Source organism: Clostridium gelidum (genome assembly GCF_019977655.1).
GTDB lineage: Bacteria > Bacillota > Clostridia > Clostridiales > Clostridiaceae > Clostridium > Clostridium gelidum.
Window position 1 is genome coordinate 4,241,567 of the sequence record NZ_AP024849.1, and the last position, 19,686, is coordinate 4,261,252.

18 protein-coding genes are annotated in these 19,686 nt (G+C 28.8%); 3 read left to right on the forward strand and 15 right to left on the reverse strand.

Annotated elements, in window-relative coordinates; genetic code table 11:
• Window positions 1–67: 67 nt before the first annotated feature.
• From argF to psyc5s11_RS19480, 6 genes are all read right to left on the reverse strand, one after another.
• The gene (gene argF, locus psyc5s11_RS19455) at window positions 68–1,063 is read right to left on the reverse strand and encodes an ornithine carbamoyltransferase (RefSeq protein ID WP_224034141.1); all 996 of its coding nucleotides are present in this window, start codon (window positions 1,061–1,063) and stop codon (window positions 68–70) included.
• Window positions 1,064–1,336: 273 nt separating this feature from the next.
• Window positions 1,337–2,749, reverse strand: coding sequence for an alpha/beta hydrolase family protein (locus tag psyc5s11_RS19460; RefSeq protein ID WP_224034142.1), 1,413 nt, complete (start codon window positions 2,747–2,749; stop codon window positions 1,337–1,339).
• A gap of 308 nt (window positions 2,750–3,057) precedes the next feature.
• Window positions 3,058–3,588, reverse strand: a complete 531-nt coding sequence (locus psyc5s11_RS19465) for a 2'-5' RNA ligase family protein (RefSeq protein ID WP_224034143.1) — start codon at window positions 3,586–3,588, stop codon at window positions 3,058–3,060.
• A gap of 281 nt (window positions 3,589–3,869) precedes the next feature.
• Window positions 3,870–4,739 (reverse strand): cytochrome b5 domain-containing protein, encoded by an 870-nt coding sequence (locus tag psyc5s11_RS19470; RefSeq protein ID WP_224034144.1) that lies wholly within the window; start codon window positions 4,737–4,739, stop codon window positions 3,870–3,872.
• A gap of 403 nt (window positions 4,740–5,142) precedes the next feature.
• Window positions 5,143–6,186, reverse strand: a complete 1,044-nt coding sequence (locus psyc5s11_RS19475) for a DUF4179 domain-containing protein (protein ID WP_224034145.1) — start codon at window positions 6,184–6,186, stop codon at window positions 5,143–5,145.
• A gap of 1 nt (window position 6,187) precedes the next feature.
• A complete protein-coding gene (locus psyc5s11_RS19480) occupies window positions 6,188–6,745 on the reverse strand; it encodes a sigma-70 family RNA polymerase sigma factor (RefSeq protein ID WP_224034146.1) in 558 nt (185 codons plus the stop codon).
• A gap of 562 nt (window positions 6,746–7,307) precedes the next feature.
• Here psyc5s11_RS19480 and psyc5s11_RS19485 point away from each other — a divergent pair.
• Together psyc5s11_RS19485 and psyc5s11_RS19490 are read left to right on the forward strand one after the other, a co-directional pair.
• Window positions 7,308–8,336, forward strand: a complete 1,029-nt coding sequence (locus psyc5s11_RS19485) for a 3-deoxy-7-phosphoheptulonate synthase (protein ID WP_224034147.1) — start codon at window positions 7,308–7,310, stop codon at window positions 8,334–8,336.
• A 174-nt stretch (window positions 8,337–8,510) separates the two neighbouring features.
• The gene (locus psyc5s11_RS19490) at window positions 8,511–9,299 is read left to right on the forward strand and encodes a histidinol-phosphatase HisJ family protein (protein WP_224034148.1); all 789 of its coding nucleotides are present in this window, start codon (window positions 8,511–8,513) and stop codon (window positions 9,297–9,299) included.
• A 135-nt stretch (window positions 9,300–9,434) separates the two neighbouring features.
• Here psyc5s11_RS19490 and psyc5s11_RS19495 read toward each other — a convergent pair whose 3' ends face one another.
• The 7 genes from psyc5s11_RS19495 to psyc5s11_RS19525 all read right to left on the reverse strand — a co-directional run bounded on the left by psyc5s11_RS19495 (window position 9,435) and on the right by psyc5s11_RS19525 (window position 16,574).
• Window positions 9,435–11,726 carry an endo-1,4-beta-xylanase gene (locus tag psyc5s11_RS19495; protein WP_224034149.1) on the reverse strand — a complete coding sequence of 764 codons (2,292 nt, stop codon included), beginning with the start codon at window positions 11,724–11,726 and terminating at the stop codon, window positions 9,435–9,437.
• A 253-nt stretch (window positions 11,727–11,979) separates the two neighbouring features.
• Window positions 11,980–13,440, reverse strand: a complete 1,461-nt coding sequence (locus tag psyc5s11_RS19500) for an MDR family MFS transporter (protein ID WP_224034150.1) — start codon at window positions 13,438–13,440, stop codon at window positions 11,980–11,982.
• Between the two features lie 99 nt (window positions 13,441–13,539).
• Entirely contained in the window at window positions 13,540–14,112 is a 573-nt protein-coding gene (locus psyc5s11_RS19505; protein WP_224034151.1) for a TetR/AcrR family transcriptional regulator, read from the reverse strand.
• 91 nt (window positions 14,113–14,203) lie between these two features.
• A complete protein-coding gene (locus tag psyc5s11_RS19510) occupies window positions 14,204–14,590 on the reverse strand; it encodes an FMN-binding protein (protein ID WP_224034152.1) in 387 nt (128 codons plus the stop codon).
• Window positions 14,591–14,652: 62 nt separating this feature from the next.
• The gene (locus psyc5s11_RS19515) at window positions 14,653–15,273 is read right to left on the reverse strand and encodes a TetR/AcrR family transcriptional regulator (protein ID WP_224034153.1); all 621 of its coding nucleotides are present in this window, start codon (window positions 15,271–15,273) and stop codon (window positions 14,653–14,655) included.
• Between the two features lie 87 nt (window positions 15,274–15,360).
• Window positions 15,361–15,648, reverse strand: a complete 288-nt coding sequence (locus psyc5s11_RS19520; RefSeq protein ID WP_224038229.1) for a DUF503 domain-containing protein — start codon at window positions 15,646–15,648, stop codon at window positions 15,361–15,363.
• A 23-nt stretch (window positions 15,649–15,671) separates the two neighbouring features.
• Entirely contained in the window at window positions 15,672–16,574 is a 903-nt protein-coding gene (locus psyc5s11_RS19525; RefSeq protein WP_224034154.1) for a 3'-5' exoribonuclease YhaM family protein, read from the reverse strand.
• Window positions 16,575–17,042: 468 nt separating this feature from the next.
• On the opposite strand from psyc5s11_RS19525, the gene psyc5s11_RS19530 reads away from it, so the two are divergent.
• On the forward strand, window positions 17,043–17,312 hold the full coding sequence (locus tag psyc5s11_RS19530; protein ID WP_224034155.1) for a hypothetical protein: 270 nt from the start codon (window positions 17,043–17,045) through the stop codon (window positions 17,310–17,312).
• 104 nt (window positions 17,313–17,416) lie between these two features.
• Here psyc5s11_RS19530 and psyc5s11_RS19535 read toward each other — a convergent pair whose 3' ends face one another.
• Window positions 17,417–18,508 (reverse strand): ribose-phosphate pyrophosphokinase, encoded by a 1,092-nt coding sequence (locus psyc5s11_RS19535; protein ID WP_224034156.1) that lies wholly within the window; start codon window positions 18,506–18,508, stop codon window positions 17,417–17,419.
• 452 nt (window positions 18,509–18,960) lie between these two features.
• Window positions 18,961–19,680, reverse strand: coding sequence for an ABC transporter ATP-binding protein (locus tag psyc5s11_RS19540; RefSeq protein WP_311196379.1), 720 nt, complete (start codon window positions 19,678–19,680; stop codon window positions 18,961–18,963).
• Window positions 19,681–19,686 lie beyond the last annotated feature (6 nt).

Consider the following 19,686-nt stretch of genomic DNA (forward strand, 5'->3'; position numbering starts at 1 on the left):
ATGTTTTTTGATTATGTTTTTATTATATAGAATTATCTTCAAAAATTCAATTTATACTTTCGAAATATTATACTCCAATTGTTGCGAGTATTATTGCTTTAATAGAATGCATTCTATTTTCAGCTTCATCAAATACTACTGATTGTTTTCCTTCAAATACTTCATCTGTAACTTCTATTTCAGTTAATCCAAATTTTTCTCCAACATCTTTTCCAATTTTAGTTTTCAAATCATGATACGCTGGCAGGCAATGCATGAAAATTGCTTCACTATTTGCATTATCCATAACTGATTTATTTACTTGATATGGATGTAATAGCCTTAATCTACTTTCCCAAACCTCATCTGGTTCTCCCATTGATACCCATACATCTGTGTAAATTACATCTGCATTTTTACTTCCTTCACTAACATCTTCTGTTAATGTAATACTTGCACCACTTACTTTTGCAATTTTCTTGCATTCTTCTACTAATTCCTCTGCTGGAAATAATTCTTTTGGTGCACATGCTATAAAATTAAGTCCCATCTTCGCACAAGCTACCATTAATGAATTTCCCATATTATTTCTTGCATCACCCATGTAAACAAAGTTAACGCCTTTAAGTCTTCCAAGCTTTTCTTCTATAGTTAAAAGATCTGCAATCATTTGAGTCGGATGAAACTCATCAGTTAATCCATTCCAAACAGGAACTCCTGCATATTCAGCTAATTCTTCAACTGTGTCTTGGCTAAAGCCTCTATATTCTATACCATCATACATTCTTCCAAGAACTCTTGCAGTATCAGCAACACTTTCCTTTTTACCCATTTGAGAGCCTGCTGCATCTAAATATGTAACTCCAAGACCTAAATCACTTCCAGCTACTTCAAAAGAACATCTTGTTCTTGTTGATGTCTTTTCAAATAATAAAACTATATTCTTACCTCTTAATCTATCATGAGGAATTCCAGTTCTTTTTAATGTTTTTAATTCCTTAGATAAATCTAATAAATATCTGATTTCCTCTGGTGTAAAATCTAATAATTTTAAAAAGCTTCTTCCTCTTAAATTTAATGCCATCGTTATTCCCCTTTTCATCTATAATAATAATTTAAATTTTATCAATTATTTTACTTAAATACTACATCTTTTTTTTAGTTTTAACAATCCTTTCTCTTCTAATCAAGCTTAAACTCACTATGCAACTTCTGAATTTATTACTTTAATCAAATTATCAAATAATAATTAGTAGAAAACTTAATTTCGCTAATAAACAAATAAACATCAATATCTATTATAATACTATTGATGTTTATCTAATATTAACAGAATCTAATATTTTTCTAACCGTTATTAGTTTACATGTTTATCTTGAATTAATGCTCCATTAGCTTGTCTGCTGAATTTATTCAAATAATTCCATGACATTTCAGCATAATATGGATTTGGATTACTATGCCACATTCCATCAACAGTACACATCATCATATAATCTGCATTTTGAAGATTGTCATTACTATACCATGTACCAGTATTAATTGTATAACCATACTTATCGAATGTTTGACTATTATTAAGGATAGCACCAAATGTATATTTACTGTCAAAAGTAGTTACAGGTATATTATTCATTTTCTTAAATGTATTTAATAAAGTGTCAAATTCAGCACGTATTAGAGGTTTAGGATCATTGTCTTTCTTTGAGAAATTAATGCCATCATCCGTACCAACTCCATATATAATCGGAAGACGTGTCAAACTTTGTGATAATCTTTTCTGAATGTTTGAAGCAGTGTCCGCATTTAATGAAGGTCCACCTGCAACTATATCTATTCCTGCAAAAATTTCCGGATGTAAGATTGCCATATCTGCAGTCATGGTTGCACCAAGTGATATTCCTGACATATATATTTTTTGTATATCAATTGAATAATGATTTTCTACATCACTAATCAATTTAAGTAAAAACTCTTCATCATTATAATGACTTAATTTAGAATATGGTTCATTCCAAATTCCAGGTGTAGTTGAAGCTGGAATAACAGTTATAAAATTTGATTTTGATCCCACATATGGAAAGCCTAAACCTTCAGCTTGTTCTATATTGTTACCTGAAGCATGTAATGTCATAACCATAGGTACCTTTACATTTGGATGATCTTGTACATATTTAGGTATATATACATTCCAGTTATGAGGAACATTGTTATTATCACCTAGTAATTCTTGTCTGTGTTCAACAACAATTAGTTGATTTTCCATAATATTTTTCCAAGCTGACTGTAGTGCTGCATATACTTCCTTATTAGTTGATGGTCTAGTTAATTGACTAGGATTAGAAAGTCCAATTAACTTTTCATTATAGGATGTTGCAGCTATAGCATTGCTATTAAATGTATTATCCATTGATTCATATCTTGCTCTTCTTGTAGGATTTTTCATACCCATCCATTGGTTATTTAATAAGTAGTCTGTAGTACCTGATGTATACTCACAACCATCAAAGCACATATAAAAACTTGCTTTAGTGATTTTATCACCTTTCATTGTAACCTGTAGCCTGTAGGAAATAAGATCATTATCTGCATCAGTCACACCCACATAAGTAGCATCTTTTAAAGATGCTGGTATTGCTTGTAAAGTCTTTGAGTTAATTGAAATAGCTTGCTCTGCTGCAAACACATAGCTTGGTGTGATAAGAACCATAGAAATAGCAGTTACACATGCCAATATCATGTTTAATGGTTTAATAAATTTTCTTTTCATAAAATATAATCCCCCTATTAATGTTACTTAGTGTTTTGCAAATTATACATTTATAGGTTTTTTGCAGTTTTGCAATCCACTTTATTTATCTTTATACTATATAGACGATTTGCTTTTGTGCTTTCTGACATATGTTTTTATTTTACCTGTATATGTAAAATATCTACAAACGCTTCCATCAGACTATATTTAAATACTATCATCAATAATATGGATTATAAATATGAAACTTTCAAGTTATTCACTTTTAATGTCCAAATGTCGATTACAACAATTAAAAGTTCAATTAGCACATTTATATACTTTAATCACTTTTTAAATTCAAATTCCTTATATAAATTCCAAGTTCCTTCTTTCCAGTTATAAATAGTAACATTATCAAATGAACATTTAAATTCACAAGGATACTGATGAACATATCCCCACACCTTATCATACAAAGACTTTAACCCTTTTGAAGCTAAAGTTACATGGAAAATTTTATCTTTGCCATCTTTCTCTTCAAATTTAATATAAGGTACTGTACTCATCTTATCTATTAACCTATCATGAACAACTTTAGCTTCTTCAGACATATTTACTTTCATGTAAACTACCCTATCACCAAAATGATCATAACCATTAATCATAAAAGGTGTACATTTTTCATTTTCACTAAAACTTCCAAGAACCTTATTTAATTCCGTAATTTCTCCATCATACTCAAAGGGTGCATTAATAGTGAAATGAGCTGGCAACTTAGATGATCTTGACTTGAATTTTTCCATGAGATCTTTTCTTAAATTATTGTTAAAGTCTCCTGCTTTTCCTTTTACCACACCTACTACTACATATCTCATAATTTCTCCTTTATCTATGGCATATTTATGAAGTCGGTAAACCTCAATATTAATTTTCTGAGCTTAGTATTTAAAATAGTTTTTCCAAATCTCCTAAGGCACATTCAAAAATAATAACAAATTAATATGATGCTTTTATATTTTGTACTAAATTCACTAATATACTCATTTCCTTTCATTTAAGTTTCCTCACAATAAATAATCAATATATAACTTCTACTAACTTTCTTCTTTATTTATTAAAGGATATGATAATTAATTCATACCCTTTATTATTTTATTTAGTCAATCTGAAGTCTGTTACTTGTATTAGTGCTTCCACTGGTGCCTGTACTTTCTTTTGGTGGTGTACCAAATCCTGTTCCCAGAGTGCCTGCGCCTCCTCCTGCACTTGTACTTCCACTCGTTCCCGGACCCATACCAAATCCTGTACCCATTCCACCAGTTATGCCTGTACCGCCTCCTGTGCTTGTACTTCCACTTGTTCCTGAGCCCATGCCAAAGCCTGTTCCCGCACTTCCTCCAGTGCCCATTCCACTAGTTGTGCCTGTACCACTTTTTAATATCTGAGATGCACCAGTATTTTGCCATTGTTGAACCTGAGTAATAGCTTCCTGAGGTGTTTTTCCCAATCCTACAAGTACACCTAATAAAATAGCTTTCTGATATAAACGTTGTGTATTAGTTCCTTGACTAGGTTCTCTTAAAGCATAAACAACTAAAGGAGTAATATACCTAATCCAATCATCAGGAGTAAACTTAGATTTGTCTTGACTTGCTTGCCTATTCATAGGCATAGTATATTCATAATTCATGTTGCTCATATTATTCATATCATTTATATCACTCATATCCTCCTCATCTATAAGTATCCCAACCTTAGGTGCATTGGTTAGAATGTCAATTATTCCACGACAAGAATTAAACTGACTTGTTAAGTCTTGGCCTGCTGTAAGTCCAAAATGTGTTCCTCCCCCCCAAGCTTCTGAATTACTTATATCATAGACAATTCCTTCTATTGCAACATAGGCAGGGTATCCATTTCTTCCGGTATATTGTGCTAAATCTTCTAAGGTAAACTCTTTTTGTTGTCTATAATAATTATTTCCTGTAAGTTCGTTAATAGTTTTAAAGTCAAAATAAATAGACATAAATACCTCTCATACATTTCTACCTATAAAATATATGATTCAAACATTAAAAACTTGCTTAATAAAATGTAATCTAGACTTGAGCAAGTTAAAAATACATTTATATTTTATTGCTAACCCCGAATGTTTCCTATAAATATTTATATATGAAAAAATTTTTCTATATAAATACTTTCCTTTAAACATATATACCTTTTTAAATATATTTCTATAAATAAAGGTTTATAGAAATATTTAAACCTATTTTAATATAAAACTACAAAAATATAAATATATTATTATGATTAAGTTCATAAAGAAAGCTCTGTTAACTAGATACAAGATTTAGTTAACAGAACTTTTCGTTTCGTGCTCTTTTAGGCATATTTAAAAATATTTTTATTGTTCCATGAATTAATATACATCATTTTAATTGAGTTAAATCTATGGTAAATGGTTTCCCTATTTGTTCAATCTTCCATTCACCATCTGGAAATTCTTCTGCATAAGGTGTTAAAGTCAATGTCTTTGCATTTTCATTATATTTTTCATCATATTTATTTATTTTTAATACCACACGATCTTTTCCAATGTGATCTGCCCTATCTGACCTAAATCTAACATAATGATTTAAATTATCATTACCAGAAACCACTAACCCATAACGTGGTTTCTCTTTATAATTTGATACTGAAGCATAAATTTTTTGACCTAATGAGTTATCTGTATATTTTTCTAAAGTCCATTCCTCTCCATTTTCGAGGGTAAATTTATTATTAAGTTCCATTTCTCTAGTATCAGCTTTTAATTCATCACCATTAGCCTTAAATTCAAATACCCACTTTCCATCTTTTATATTTCCATTTATATCTACAGTTGAAAATCTAATTTTCATATCTAAATCTCCATCTAAGTTATTATTTCCTAAATCATAGGTTCTAACTTCTTGAACCTTATAATCATCAATCCTCTTAGATGATCCACAGCCTCCAGCAAATACCACTTTATTATTTATATAAATTAGACCAGAAGTATGTACAGGTGACTCCACATTCTTTAATTTCTCGTCAGAAGATATATTATATGAAACATTTATTTCATTTCCATCTACTATAACTTCATTTAGTTTAATTGTTATTCCATTATCAGTTATTGATTTATTAATAACCGTCTTATATTCATCTAAATTCTTATATATACCTAAGAAACTACCAATATCCTCTACTCCAGCTATTTTTAATACATTTGTTAATGCATTTGCTCCAACATTTGTGCCAAATAATGTTACTGTGAATGCTAAAGCCACTCCTGCTACTATCATATTCCTTTTATGAGATTTATTTTTAGAAATTGATTTTCTAAAATTAGCCTTAATTTTTTTCTTTTCTATATCATTTAAATCTTCTTTTTCATAATCGTCTAAATTTATATTTGCTCCATTTAACATACTATATATATTGTTTTTCATGCTACAACCCTCTACTTTCTGAAAAATTAAATATTTTTTGTATCTTCTTCTTTCCTCTAGATAATCTATTGTAAATTGCATCTCTCTTAAGTCCTGTTTCAGCGCTTACATCATCGATTCCTTTTTCCTCAACATATAACTTATAAAACAAATCCTTATCCTTTTCTTTTAAGCAATTTAGCATATCTAAAATATCATCATCTAATTCATCCTTGATAATTTCTTGATGGGTATTATCTGGAACACTTATATCGAGGTCATCTATATTTTCATATTCTAATCCTTTTAAATATTTTCTCTTATAATCAATGCTCTTAAATTTTGTTATTCCAGCTACCCAATTCCTAAATTCACTTTTATTTTCATCAAAACTATCGATGTTATTCCAAATTCCAAGAAGTATGTCATTAATACATTCATCTTGTACACCTTTTAGATTATAAAGATGTTTGTATACAATGGATTTAATGACCCATCCATAGTTATCAATAACATAATCTAAAGCTTTTTCATTCTTTTTTCTTAATTCAGAAATTAAATTTCCTTCTTCAATTTTCATTGTTACCCTTCTTCCTAAAGCAAGCTTGCATGTAATTAATTAGCTCTTACACTTAATACTTCGTTCCTTAACTTATTATATCTATCAATAACTCAAATAAAAATATATAAATTTGTATTGTAAATTCCAACTAGCTCTCATTTTATTAATCTTCAGCTTTTCAAAATAATGTATATATTAGTCAAAATACTACTTCAAAAAAACATTAAAGCGGGTGTGCTCATCCATACCTTTTACTAATCAATCAAAATTTAAAAGATGTTCAAAAAGGCGTTGTAATCCGCTTACCTCACATGAATATATCAAATAATGTGAAAACATATAACCTCCTAATTATACTAATCGTTTAACAATTTAAATATATTAAAACTTGACTAGCTTTTACATTAATTATATATTTATATATATAATTAAGTTTTGATTACTCTTATTCTTAAATTGTATATACAATTTAAGACTTACTTGTAGCAATAACGCTACACTAATTGCTAAGTTGTATATAATATTTAAGTTAGGTTTTCATATTTAAGTATCCATATTACATATCAAGGGGGCTTTTATAATGAGTTTTATAAATGTAAGAAAAATACCATCTCCAGAGGAAATTAAAGATCTTACTCCTCTAACTGCTAATCTAAAAAAGATTAAGGCTGAAAGAGATGCAGAAATCAAAGAAATATTTGCTGGAAATAGCGATAAATTTATTGTTATCATAGGACCTTGCTCAGCAGATGATGAGAATTCAGTTTGTGATTATATTAGTAGACTAGCAAAAGTAAATGAACAAGTTAAGGATAAACTTTTTATTATTCCTAGAATTTACACAAATAAGCCTAGAACTACAGGTGAAGGATATAAGGGAATGTTTCACCAACCAGATCCAGAAAAATCACCTAATATCCTTGAGGGATTAATAGCTATTAGAAAGATGTTTATTCGTTCAATAGAAGAATCTCATCTAACTCCTGCTGATGAAATGCTTTATCCTTCAAACTATATGTATTGCGATGATTTATTATCTTATGTAGCAGTTGGGGCAAGAAGTGTTGAAAATCAACAACATAGGCTTACAGCTAGTGGAATTGATGTTCCTGTTGGTATGAAGAATCCAACAAGTGGTGATATATCAGTAATGTTTAATTCAATTCAAGCAGCACATGCAAAACATAACTTCTTATATAGACATCAAGAAGTTAATACAACTGGTAATCCATATGCACATGCTATTATGCGTGGATCAGTTAATAAACATGGTAACAATATCCCAAATTATCATTATGAAGATTTAGTAAGAGTTGCTGAAGCTTATGGCGAAGCTGATTTCCCATATCCAGCAGTAATTGTTGATGCAAATCATGCTAATTCTATGAAGAAATTTGCAGAGCAACCTCGTATCGTAAAAGAAGTACTTCGTAGTAGAGAATATAATAGTGATATTAAAAAGTTAGTTAAAGGTGTTATGATCGAAAGTTACATAGAAGAAGGAACTCAAAAAATTGATGACCGTATTTATGGTAAATCAATCACTGATCCATGTCTCGGCTGGGAAGCTACTGAAAAGTTACTTTATTACATGGCTGAACAAGTTTAATTCAGTTAAGAGTTAGCAATGAACAGTTAACAATTAAGAAAGAAAAGCCAATTGGCTTTTCATAAATATATTTTTATTCACTACAATGGACGATTAACACTCGTCCATTGTTTATTATGAAAAGTTAATTACTATATAAGTTTCAATATTAACCAATGGAGATGATAAATAAAAATGAGATATTTAAGTGATTACCACCTACATTCAAAATATTCTTTTGATGGTAACCAAACAATTGAACAAATTATACGTAAAGCGATTTCTATAGAATTGAATGAAATATGCATAACAGAACATATTAGCTTTGATCCTAAAGATATCAGTTACAATTTCTTTGATTTCAAGGAATATGAAAATGAAATACAACGACTTTCAGATGAATATTGTGGAAAAATCAATATAAAAAAAGGGCTAGAAATTGGAGAATATCATCTTCATAAAGAAGATTTTGATAAATATTTTAAAGAACATAATTTAGATTTTATAATAGGCTCAATACATAACCTAAATGGACGCGGCTTTAGAACAAATATTTCTGAAAATGGTGTTAAATATACTTACGAGGCTTATTTTAAGGAAGTTTTAGCATTTGTGCAAATAGGTGATTTCGATGTCCTTGGCCATCTTGATATCGTCCAAAGATATGCTTTTGAAGTTGGCAACGTATATAATCTTGAGGATTATAAAAACTATATATATGATATTTTAAAAACAATAATTTCTAGAGGAAAAGGAATTGAAATAAATACGTCTGGTTTATCTAATAATTTACTTTTTCCAAAACTTGAAATATTACATATGTACAAAGATCTAGGTGGTGAAATTTTAACAGTAGGTTCCGATGCGCATAGTCGTAATAGAGTTGGTGAAAAAGTAAGTTATGTATATGATATGTTAAATGATATTGGCTTTAACTATGTATTTACTTATGATCATAGACAAATGAATGGAATAACTTTATAGAAATACTTATATTAATATATAATTACACTAAGAGAATTTAATACATAAAAATAAGTAAAAACTTTTTATATTCTTTTATTTCAACAAAACCACCAATTTCAAACATGAATTGGTGGTTTTTATTATTTTTAAATCTTACTTTCCTGCTAATGCAAGAAGTTTTATATTACCAATCTTAGCCATAGTTGCGTAACCTTTTCCTGTTTTATCACACCAACTAAGTACGCCTGTTCTCTTACCTGCAGTACCATCATTTACTTGAGCATCAAATCCCATAACTTTATTAGCTACACCAGGAGTCTTTAATGGTATTGCCATTTCAACTACATATCCATCTGCAGTAGTTTTGGTAGCAGATTTGAATTTAGCTTTATCACACTTACCGTTAAAACTTTGTTTATTTTCATAATTAACTCTGTATTGAACATCATCAGCATCATAAGTTTCACCTCTTGAATTGTTTTCATCTAAGAAGGCTTCTACTGAATCTTGTTGGTAATCATCTTTACTAGTTTTATCTAATACACTATCTTTAACTTGACAAAGAACATAAAGATAACTATCAGCCCATAAAGTTTTAACAGTTGCTTTAGCTCCTGCTTTTCCTTCTACAAGTACATTGGTTTCTACACTGCTTGCAAGATCCCATACACTATCTATATTTCCATCAATAGTTGGAATTCCATATTTAGTTTCTAAAATTTTATTATCTGCATCTAGCACTAAATATCCATATTTACTTGAATCTGCATCTTGCTTATTACTGAAATCATTCCAAACTGCTGAAGAAGCTATTTCTCCATTACCTACACTATCGTTAATTTTAATATCAAATGCAAGTTTAGCTCCTACTACAGGTGTAAATCCACTAAACGGTATTTTAAATTGTACTTGATATCCGTCAGCTTTATCAATAGTTTTAATTGTGTCTGTATTAGTTGTTCTAGTTGCTGAATATTTTTCTACTTTAGAACCAGTTTTGTCTACAAATATATCTATGCCGTCTTTATCTCCAACTGTACTGTCTTTTACATCTGCAAGAACATATAAATTATCATTATCGTATGCAGTTTTTATTGAAGCTATGGCTCCATTTTTTCCTACTACATAATTATCAGCATCAAAAGATGAAAGTGTAGACCATTTAGCATCTACAGCTGCTCCAATTGCAATTGTTGTCTTTGGTGTATTTACTGATTGTCTAAATACGCCCTTAACCTTTGAAGGATCAACAATTGCCCAATAGGCTGGTTTAGCTTGTAAATTTCTATCAAATAATAACGGTGCATCTTTTCTATCTTTTACTGGAAAATCATCTAACCATGTATCACAGTCTGCCTCACCCCACATCATAACTGTACTTATATTCTTTTTAACTGCTTCTTCTTTAAATACTTCAAATAACTTTTTATATTGAGTTGCTTGTTGCAAATAAATATCATTAGTTACTTCTTTTGTAGGTTCATTGCCATTATATATTGACATATCTGCTTCTGTTACTTGAATATCAAAGTTTGGCTTAATGCTTTTTAAAGTTGCAAATTTTTCAATACAGTCTTTAACTTGTTGAGCTGAAGGACTATACATAGAAACATGCATTTGAAGGCCTACACCATCTATAGGAACACCTTTTTCAAGTAATCTCTTAATAAGATTGTACATATCATCTCTTTTTCTAGTGCTTCCTTCCATTCCATAATCATTTATAATTAATTTTGCTTTTGGATCAGCTTCACGAGCATATTTGAAGGCTAATTCAATGTAATCACTGTCAAAGCCATCTCCATCAACATCTCCGATTATAGATTTATATTTTGAATTTCCGCTATCATCTCTTAAACCATTTGAATCTGAAATAACCTCATTTACAACGTCCCAAGAATCGATTTTTCCAGCATATCTACCTGCTACATTTTGGATATGGTTTTTCATTCTGCTTAATAATAAATCACGTGAAGCAGGTTTACTTGCATCATTTTTATCTTGGAAGAACCAAGCTGGAACTTGACTATGCCAAATCAAATTATGACCTCTTAATTTCATATTGTTTGCTTGAGTATATGCTAAAAGCTTGTCTGCATCATCAAATTTGAAATTGTTTTCAGTTGGCTCTGTTGCATCCATCTTCATACAATTACCAGCAACTATTTCATTATACTGATATTTTATAAACTCTGATTGAATATTAGAACTATCAAGTTGATTCGGAAGCACTGCTGTTCCAATTGTGAAATAATCCTTATATGTTGCGGCTAAACTTGGAATATCTCTTTGAAAGTCTTTAACTTGTGTTTCTCCTACTTTTACATTGCTAGTTGACGAATTTAATTCTGTCGCTATGCACGGACTGCTTGTATAAATTCCAGAAATCATAAAAAAAGTAATTGCTAAACCCATTAGTCTAAAATTTTTTTTCCTGATAAACAATTGTAATCTCCCCCTTATTATTAATAACGTTTACATATCAATTGTATAACTTTTCTTAATTTTAAAAAACATAACAAATTATTGATTTTATACAAATTTCTATAGTAATTTGTAATTATACTCATATAAAAATAGCACATAAAGTAGCTTTTTAGGAATTCAGCTACTCATGTACTATTAATTATTAATCAATTTAAGGCATATGAAAGATATTTTACCATTATTGTTATTATTTTTTATGTGTTACTATTTTCTAATTATTACTTACCTCTTTATTGGTTAATGTTAAATCAGATGGTAAAGATAATTTTTTACTTCCTAGTCCTAAAGTAAATGATAAACAAAGTCCTATTATCACAAATATAACTGCAACCAATGTACCTGATTGAAATCCTGTAGCTACTGCAACTTGCTCAGTAGCTGAATTATTTAAGGCTTTTAGCTGTGCTGCTGACATTATACCAATAAATAATGAGGAACCAATTGCTGCTGATATTTGTTGAAGGGTATTTACAATTGCTACCCCATGAGGATAAGCTTCTTTTGGCAATTGGTTAAGAGAACTTGTTTGGCAAGGTGACATTGTAATACCAACTCCAATACATACTGCTATGTATGACACTATAATCTTAATAAGAGATGTATCACTATTTGAACGTGATAAAATAAATAATGCGACAAGTATTATAGTAAATCCTACTGGGATTAATACTTTTACTCCAACTTTGTCATATATTTTTCCACTTATAGGAGTTACTAATCCATTAGCAAGTGCTGCTGGAAGTAATACCATTGCTGCTACAAAAGTTGTAGTTTTAAGTGCGCCTTGTAGAAACATAGGTAACATTACATTCATAGTGAACATTGTCATCATAGAAATCATAACAAGTATTACTCCTATTGAAAATAAAGGATATTTAAATGTACGTATCTCAAGCATTGGTTCTTTTAAAGATAATTGACGTTTGCAAAATACAATCAATGCTAATATTCCAATAATAAATATTATACCAATAATCTTCTTGTTTCCACCTCCACTTAAACTGCTTATACCATATATAACTCCACCAATTCCTATAGTTGATAATATAATTGATATAATATCAATCTTTGGCTTTGTAAGTGTTGATACATTAACTAAATTAATATTTCCAAGTAACATAGCTAAAACTATAAGTGGTATTAATATAATAAATAATGCATGCCAACTAAAAAATTGTAGAATAATTCCTGCAAATGTTGGTCCAAGTGCTGGTCCAAGTGAAATTGCACAACCACAAATTCCCATAGCTGATCCATGTTTTTCTTGTGGTGTAATTAATAATACTGTATTCATCATAATTGGAATCATCATCCCAGTTCCTGAAGCTTGTAACATTCTTGAAATAAGTAACATTACAAAAGATCCTGAACAAGCTGCACATATTGTTCCAATTAAAAGTAACGTCATTGCCCCTAAATATAGCTTCTTTGTTTCAAATGTCTGAATTAAAAATGCTGTAACTGGCACCATAACCGACACAACTATCATGTATGCAGTTATTATCCATTGTATAGTTCCCGCTGTAACATTCATTTCTGTCATTAATGAAGATAACGCTACATTTAGTATAGTTTCATTAAATACAGCTAAAAATGCACTAAACACTAATACTCCTATAATTGCTTTTGAATTAATTTTTGTTGTAGATTTTCCTATTTTTGTTGCTTCCATTAAATTTCTTCCCTCCGTCTTTCTAGACCAGTCTCTATAATTTGTTTTCAAAAAAAGTACCCATTATGAAAATAGGTATTAATTTTATATCTTCTTTCACTATGTATTTATTAAATTAGGTATTTGTTTAGCAATTAGTCTAAGTGAGTTACCATTTCTCTTTGTAAGTGATAAAATAATTCCACCCTCAATCATAGCAGCAATTGCACCACCTAATTCATAAGCTTTTTCTCTGCTTACTCCAGATTTAATTAATTTTTCAGCATATATATTTTCTAATGAAGTAAAGATTTCTTCGCAAGCTTTTCTTAAAATTTCGCTTGTTAAATACGTCTCTAAAGCTATTAAACTTATAGATATATCCCTAGTTTTTTGTTCATTATCAATTATTGTTGCTATATTTTCTATATTTATCATGATAGCTTCAACTGGATTTTCAATACTTTCTAAGGCATCTTTTATTTTATTCTTTATTTTTTCCCCTGCTAAATTTATAGATTCTAAAGCAAGCTGCTCTTTTCCTTTAGGAAAATGATAATATAACGAACCCTTTGGCGCTCCACTTTCTGCTAATATTTCATTTAGTCCTGTTGCATTATATCCCTTAATTTCAAAAAGCCTTGATGCAGTTTCTATAAATTTTTCTTTTGTATTCACCTTATTACTACTCATATTGTTATACCTTCTTAATAAGTTATAGTGACCGGTCTACTTTAATTATTATACTTTTGATTTTCATAGATGTCAAATAATTATATCTTTTTCATTTAGTAATAGCATTTTCTATAGCTTTTAAGATTACTTTACTACTATTAGTGGCTCCTGAAATAGCATCAACCTTTAAGCTTTGTGCCTCTACTACTTTTTTAGGAATCACCTCTGCTGGTGTTCCTCTCTCATTTTTATGTTCTAATATATTTATATTACTTATTTTTTTATTTTTAATTTCTACCTCCACCTTTGCCGAAATTACATCTGCATTAAATTCTCCAATATATTTGCCATCTTCCTTATTATCTAAATTAACCTCTTTTATCACTATATTATTTACTTTTTCTTTATAGCTGCTTATCTTCTTCATATAATTAATCGCAAGTATGCTACAAACCACAGCTATACATATTGCACTTATTATAATATATTTCTTCATTTTAAATATCTCCCCTTCCTTATATAATCCTACTAATTCCATGCCCTTAAAATAATAATAAATTAAACTTTTTCTTTCTTTATTGAATTTAAAATAAAATCAAATCCATTTTCTGTTACTTCTCTAATATCTTTTTTGAAATAACCTTTTATATATTCTTCTTTTCTTGAAAACGTGTTAACAAACCCCATAAGAACTGACCATAGTATTAAAGAAATACTCACACAATCTATTTTATCTGTAATCTCGCCTTTCTTTACCCCTTCTTTTATACATGTTTGAAGCATGTCCAAAGTTGTTTGTTCTAATAATTCGCATTCTACCATATAACCTTCACTCTCGAAAATAGATCTAAAATAACCCCTATACTCTCTTTCAAATTTTAAAAATGAATACCCCATTGATTTTATTTTTGAAATTTCTGATGAATTTTTTTCTTTTTCTAATTCTTCTAAAAATAAATCATTTAAAATTAAATATCCTCTTTCCTTAATCTTTTCATATATTTCTTCTTTACTAGTAAAATAGCTATAAAGTGTTCTTTTAGTAAAACCTGATTCTTTAGCAACTTCATCCATGGTAGAATTATTATAACCTTTGCTAAAAAATAGTCTTTCTGCTGCATTTATAATATCCGTCTTATTGATATTTCTTCTTTTATCTTTAGGATTTAAATTTTCCATTTAATTATCTCCTTACGCAAAATTACACTGCAAGTATACTAAATATACTCACAGTGTAATTTGTTTTTATAATTTTGTCAACAATTTTCAATATTTCATATCTTCTTTTTGAATATCTATTATTTCTGCATCTGTATTACATTCTATAAAAGTTGTAATATGCTCCATTGTAGAATCTAATTGAGCTGAATTTGCACATATTCCTGCAATTCCTATAACTATTGTATTATGAATATCTTGATTCTCTATTTCTGCTACTGATATGTTAAATTTATTTTTCAATTTTTGAATTATGCTTTTTACAATCATTCTTTTTTCTTTTAATGAGTGTACCCATGATGCTCTTAGGGTAACTTCTATAATTAAAATATTCATATCTTCCTCGCATTTTCTTTTAATCATAAATATAATTTAGTTTCAATTCTTCTATCATATTCTGACCAATTACCTGATTCTGTTTTATCTTTTATTTGAGAAATCTTATTCATAGTAGCATCTATAGAATCAGCATAATTTACTATGAATGCTTCTTCCATTTTCATGTCTCTTGGAGAACCATATTCAAGCTTTCCATGATGCTGAATAACACAACCTTTTATTCTCATAGCAAAATCTTCTGAGTAAAGTGAAGATTTTTCCCTAATGGCCTCATTAATCATCTCTGTTCCAATTACAATGTGACCTTCCATTTCTCCCCTAAGAGTATATTTAAAAGGACCATCATAATATAATTCATAAATCTTCCCAATGTCATGAAGCTTTGCAGCAAGCAGCGCAGTTTCTGTTCTTCTGCAGTCATATCTTTCACAAAGCATTATAGTTAAATACATAACATTTAGGGTATGTTCTGCGAGCCCTCCTATATAGTTATGATGCATGGATACACCTCCTATGCCCCTTTTAAACTTATCTAAGAATTCTTCGTCTTTAAAGAAATAATCATTTAAAGCTTTGCCTTCCCTTGAAATTATATATTTATCTGTATATAATTCAATTTCCTCCATGATCTCTTCAATTGGTCTATTTAATGTTGGCAGATAATCTGAAACATCATAATCTGAAATAAATTCATATTTTTTTACATCTAGCTTACCATCCTTGATTACTTCAATATCTATTACTCTTCCTTCTTTAATATCGCCATTTTTATTTAGTATATTAGCCTTTATTTCACCACTTTTATCTGCTAATATACATACAACTTTGTCAGAATCCTTAAATATTATTTTCATTACCATTAATGATATTTTTATAGTCTCCCCACTTTTCATATCGCTTAAAAAATTCTCTTTTGTATTCATTTCTTCCTCCAAATTAATTATTTTCTTATTTAGGCCTCAGATCTAAATTGTAATATATATTTTACATTTTACAATTATAGATAACACCTCATAGAAATTTGTTCTTCAACTTTCAATTATAACATATATAGTATGTGTAAAATAAATATTTATATTTGATAATGAGTTCTTAAATATTTTTCAGATTCTTCTATTACTGCCTTAGCTTTAGATGAAATATCAGATGGTAATGATAATTTTATATGAACTTCTATTATTTTTATTAATTATTAAGTATTTATAAGCTTTCCTTATTATAAATGTAATTCCAACTATATTTTAATCAATATAGTAAATATTACTTAGATATTATTAACAAATATCTATATTTAGAAAGATGCAAATTTATTTTAAATGAATTATATTATTAGTATAAAACTAATTTAAATAAACGCTTCTTGTAAACGTTTATAAAATGGAGGGATTATTATGAACTATCGAATTGCTAAAATCTCAAAATCTAACTTAACACATTATCATTTTATTAAAAGTATTACTCATAATAAATCTTCAAATATCTTATTAAGTTTCTCAAATTCGCTTGTTAAAGTATGTAAATCTTTTTTAAACTCAATATTTGCACCTACAAAATATAGTTATGATGAAATTTCTGATACTCATAAACCTTACAATGATAATTACTATTTTAGAGATACTACTGATTTACAATTAAAAGCTTCCACAAGAACTTTTTTATAATATGAAAAATTAAGTGGTTATTAATAAATTTATTCAATATGTAAATTCAAATCAAAAAAGCAGGAGTTATACTGTTTCTATAACTCCTGCTTTAATAAGTTTTATTATTTATTTAATAAATTCTGTATTATTCTAGTTGCATCCATATATTTCGCAATAGATCTACCATGATTTAATCTATTTATGATTCTAGCTGAAAGTTCTGACAGATCAACGCCCTCAAACCATTCAGAATTATATAATTCTTGTGGTATATATGATAAATTAGTAGAATATATTCTTGTTATTAAACCATCTTCATAAGCTTTATTAAATTTTTCAAATCCTTCTGTAAAGAAAGCAAATGTTGCAGCAACATATACATTCTTAGCACCTATTTTCTTTAATTCTTTTGCAATATCAAGAACAGATTCTCCAGATGCTATCATATCATCAACAATTAAAACATCTTTTCCTATAACATCTCTACCCATATATTCATGTTGAACAATAGGATTTTTTCCATTTATAATTGTAGAGTGATCTCTTCTCTTGTAGAATAAACCAACATCAACACCTAAAGTACTTGAATAATAAATAGCTCTATCCATGGCTCCAGTATCTGGACTTATTACAAGTAATTTTTCTTTATCTAATTCTAAGGATTTTTCATTACATATAATTGCTTTTACAATATCATAAGTTGGATAAATATTTTCAAAAGATAACAGTGGAATAGCATTTTGAATATTAGGGTCGTGAACATCAAAAGTAATAATTTCATCAACGCCTAATCTTTCAAGTTCTTGAAGTGCTAATGCACAATCTAAAGATTCTCTACCTTTACGTCTATGTTGTCTTGATTCATATAAAAGAGGCATTATTACAGTTATTCTTGCTGCCTTCCCTCTTATTGCCCCAACAGTTCTCTTTATATCTTGGAAATGTTCATCCGGACCTTTGTGATTTTCAATTCCAAACATTTTGTATGTACAGCTATAATTTCCAACATCACATAAAATATAAATATCTTTTCCTCTAACAGATTCAGAAATCTTAACCTTTCCTTCTCCATTTGAAAATCTTATTTCATCAAGTGGTATTAAGAATGATTCATTACAATTTCTGTTGTTTTGGATATACTTGTCTATAGCATTACCCAATTCCATACTACTTTCTAATGCTATGATTCCAAGTTCATGATTTAATTCACTCATTTGTTTTCCCCTTTTTTATTTATTTTATCTGATGTCTAGAGGTTCTATTACGCCAAAATCTTTAGATAATGATGCTTAGAACATGCCGACTCTAGATAAGATACCCTTGAGGGTACATTGTGCCCCTTGTGGGTACTAGGTGCCCCTTGTGGGTATAAGCTAAACTAAATTCAACTGGAGTGTTAAGTGCATCCGTTGTTTCTCATTTAGATAAATGGAAGTATTACGGATGATAGCTATCGAATTAAACTCCACCTAAAAAGTTTCACAAAAAAATTCAAACAATTAGATTATACCCCAAAATCATATATATATAAATATATTATTGCAAATTAAAGAAAATTTTTTAATCATTTTAAAGTCTCTCTTTTTTCAATTTCACTTTATAAAATAGAAAAAATGCTATATTTAAACGTATTGAAGCGTATAAATATAACACCTTTAATAATTTATTAAACCAAACTAAATATGTTCTTAAAACCATTGTTTTTTTCTCCTACTATTTCACCATCTTTTAATGTTATTATTCTTTGTGTTTCATTTGCAAGTTTCATTTCATGAGTTATTAATATTATTGTTCTTCCTTGTGTTTCATGAATCTTGTGAAATATATCCATAATTAATCTTCCTGTTTCAGAATCAAGAGCTCCTGTTGGTTCATCTGCAAGTATGATATCCGGATCATTTGCAAGGGCACGAGCAATTGCAACTCTTTGCTTTTGTCCACCTGATAATTCATTTGGTAGATGAGTTATTCTATCTTCCATTCCCACTAATTGCAAAAGCGCTAATGCTTTATTTTTTCTTGTTTTTCTATCTACACCATAATAAAGCATTGGTAGCTCCACATTCTTCAGAGAATTTGTTCTAGGTATTAAATTCGAAGTTTGGAATACAAATCCTATCTTCTTATTTCTTATTTCTGATAAATTATTATCAGAAATTTTGCTAATATCTACATCATCAAGAATGTACTCACCGGAAGTTTGTCTATCAAGAGCACCTATAATATTCATTAAAGTGCTTTTACCAGATCCAGATGCACCAACAATAGATATAAATTCTCCCTTTTTGATATTAATATTGATATTTTTAAGGATATCTAACTGATTGGGTTTTCCTATAAAAAAGCTTTTCGTTATGTTTTTCATTTCAATTATATTATTATTCAATTAAAT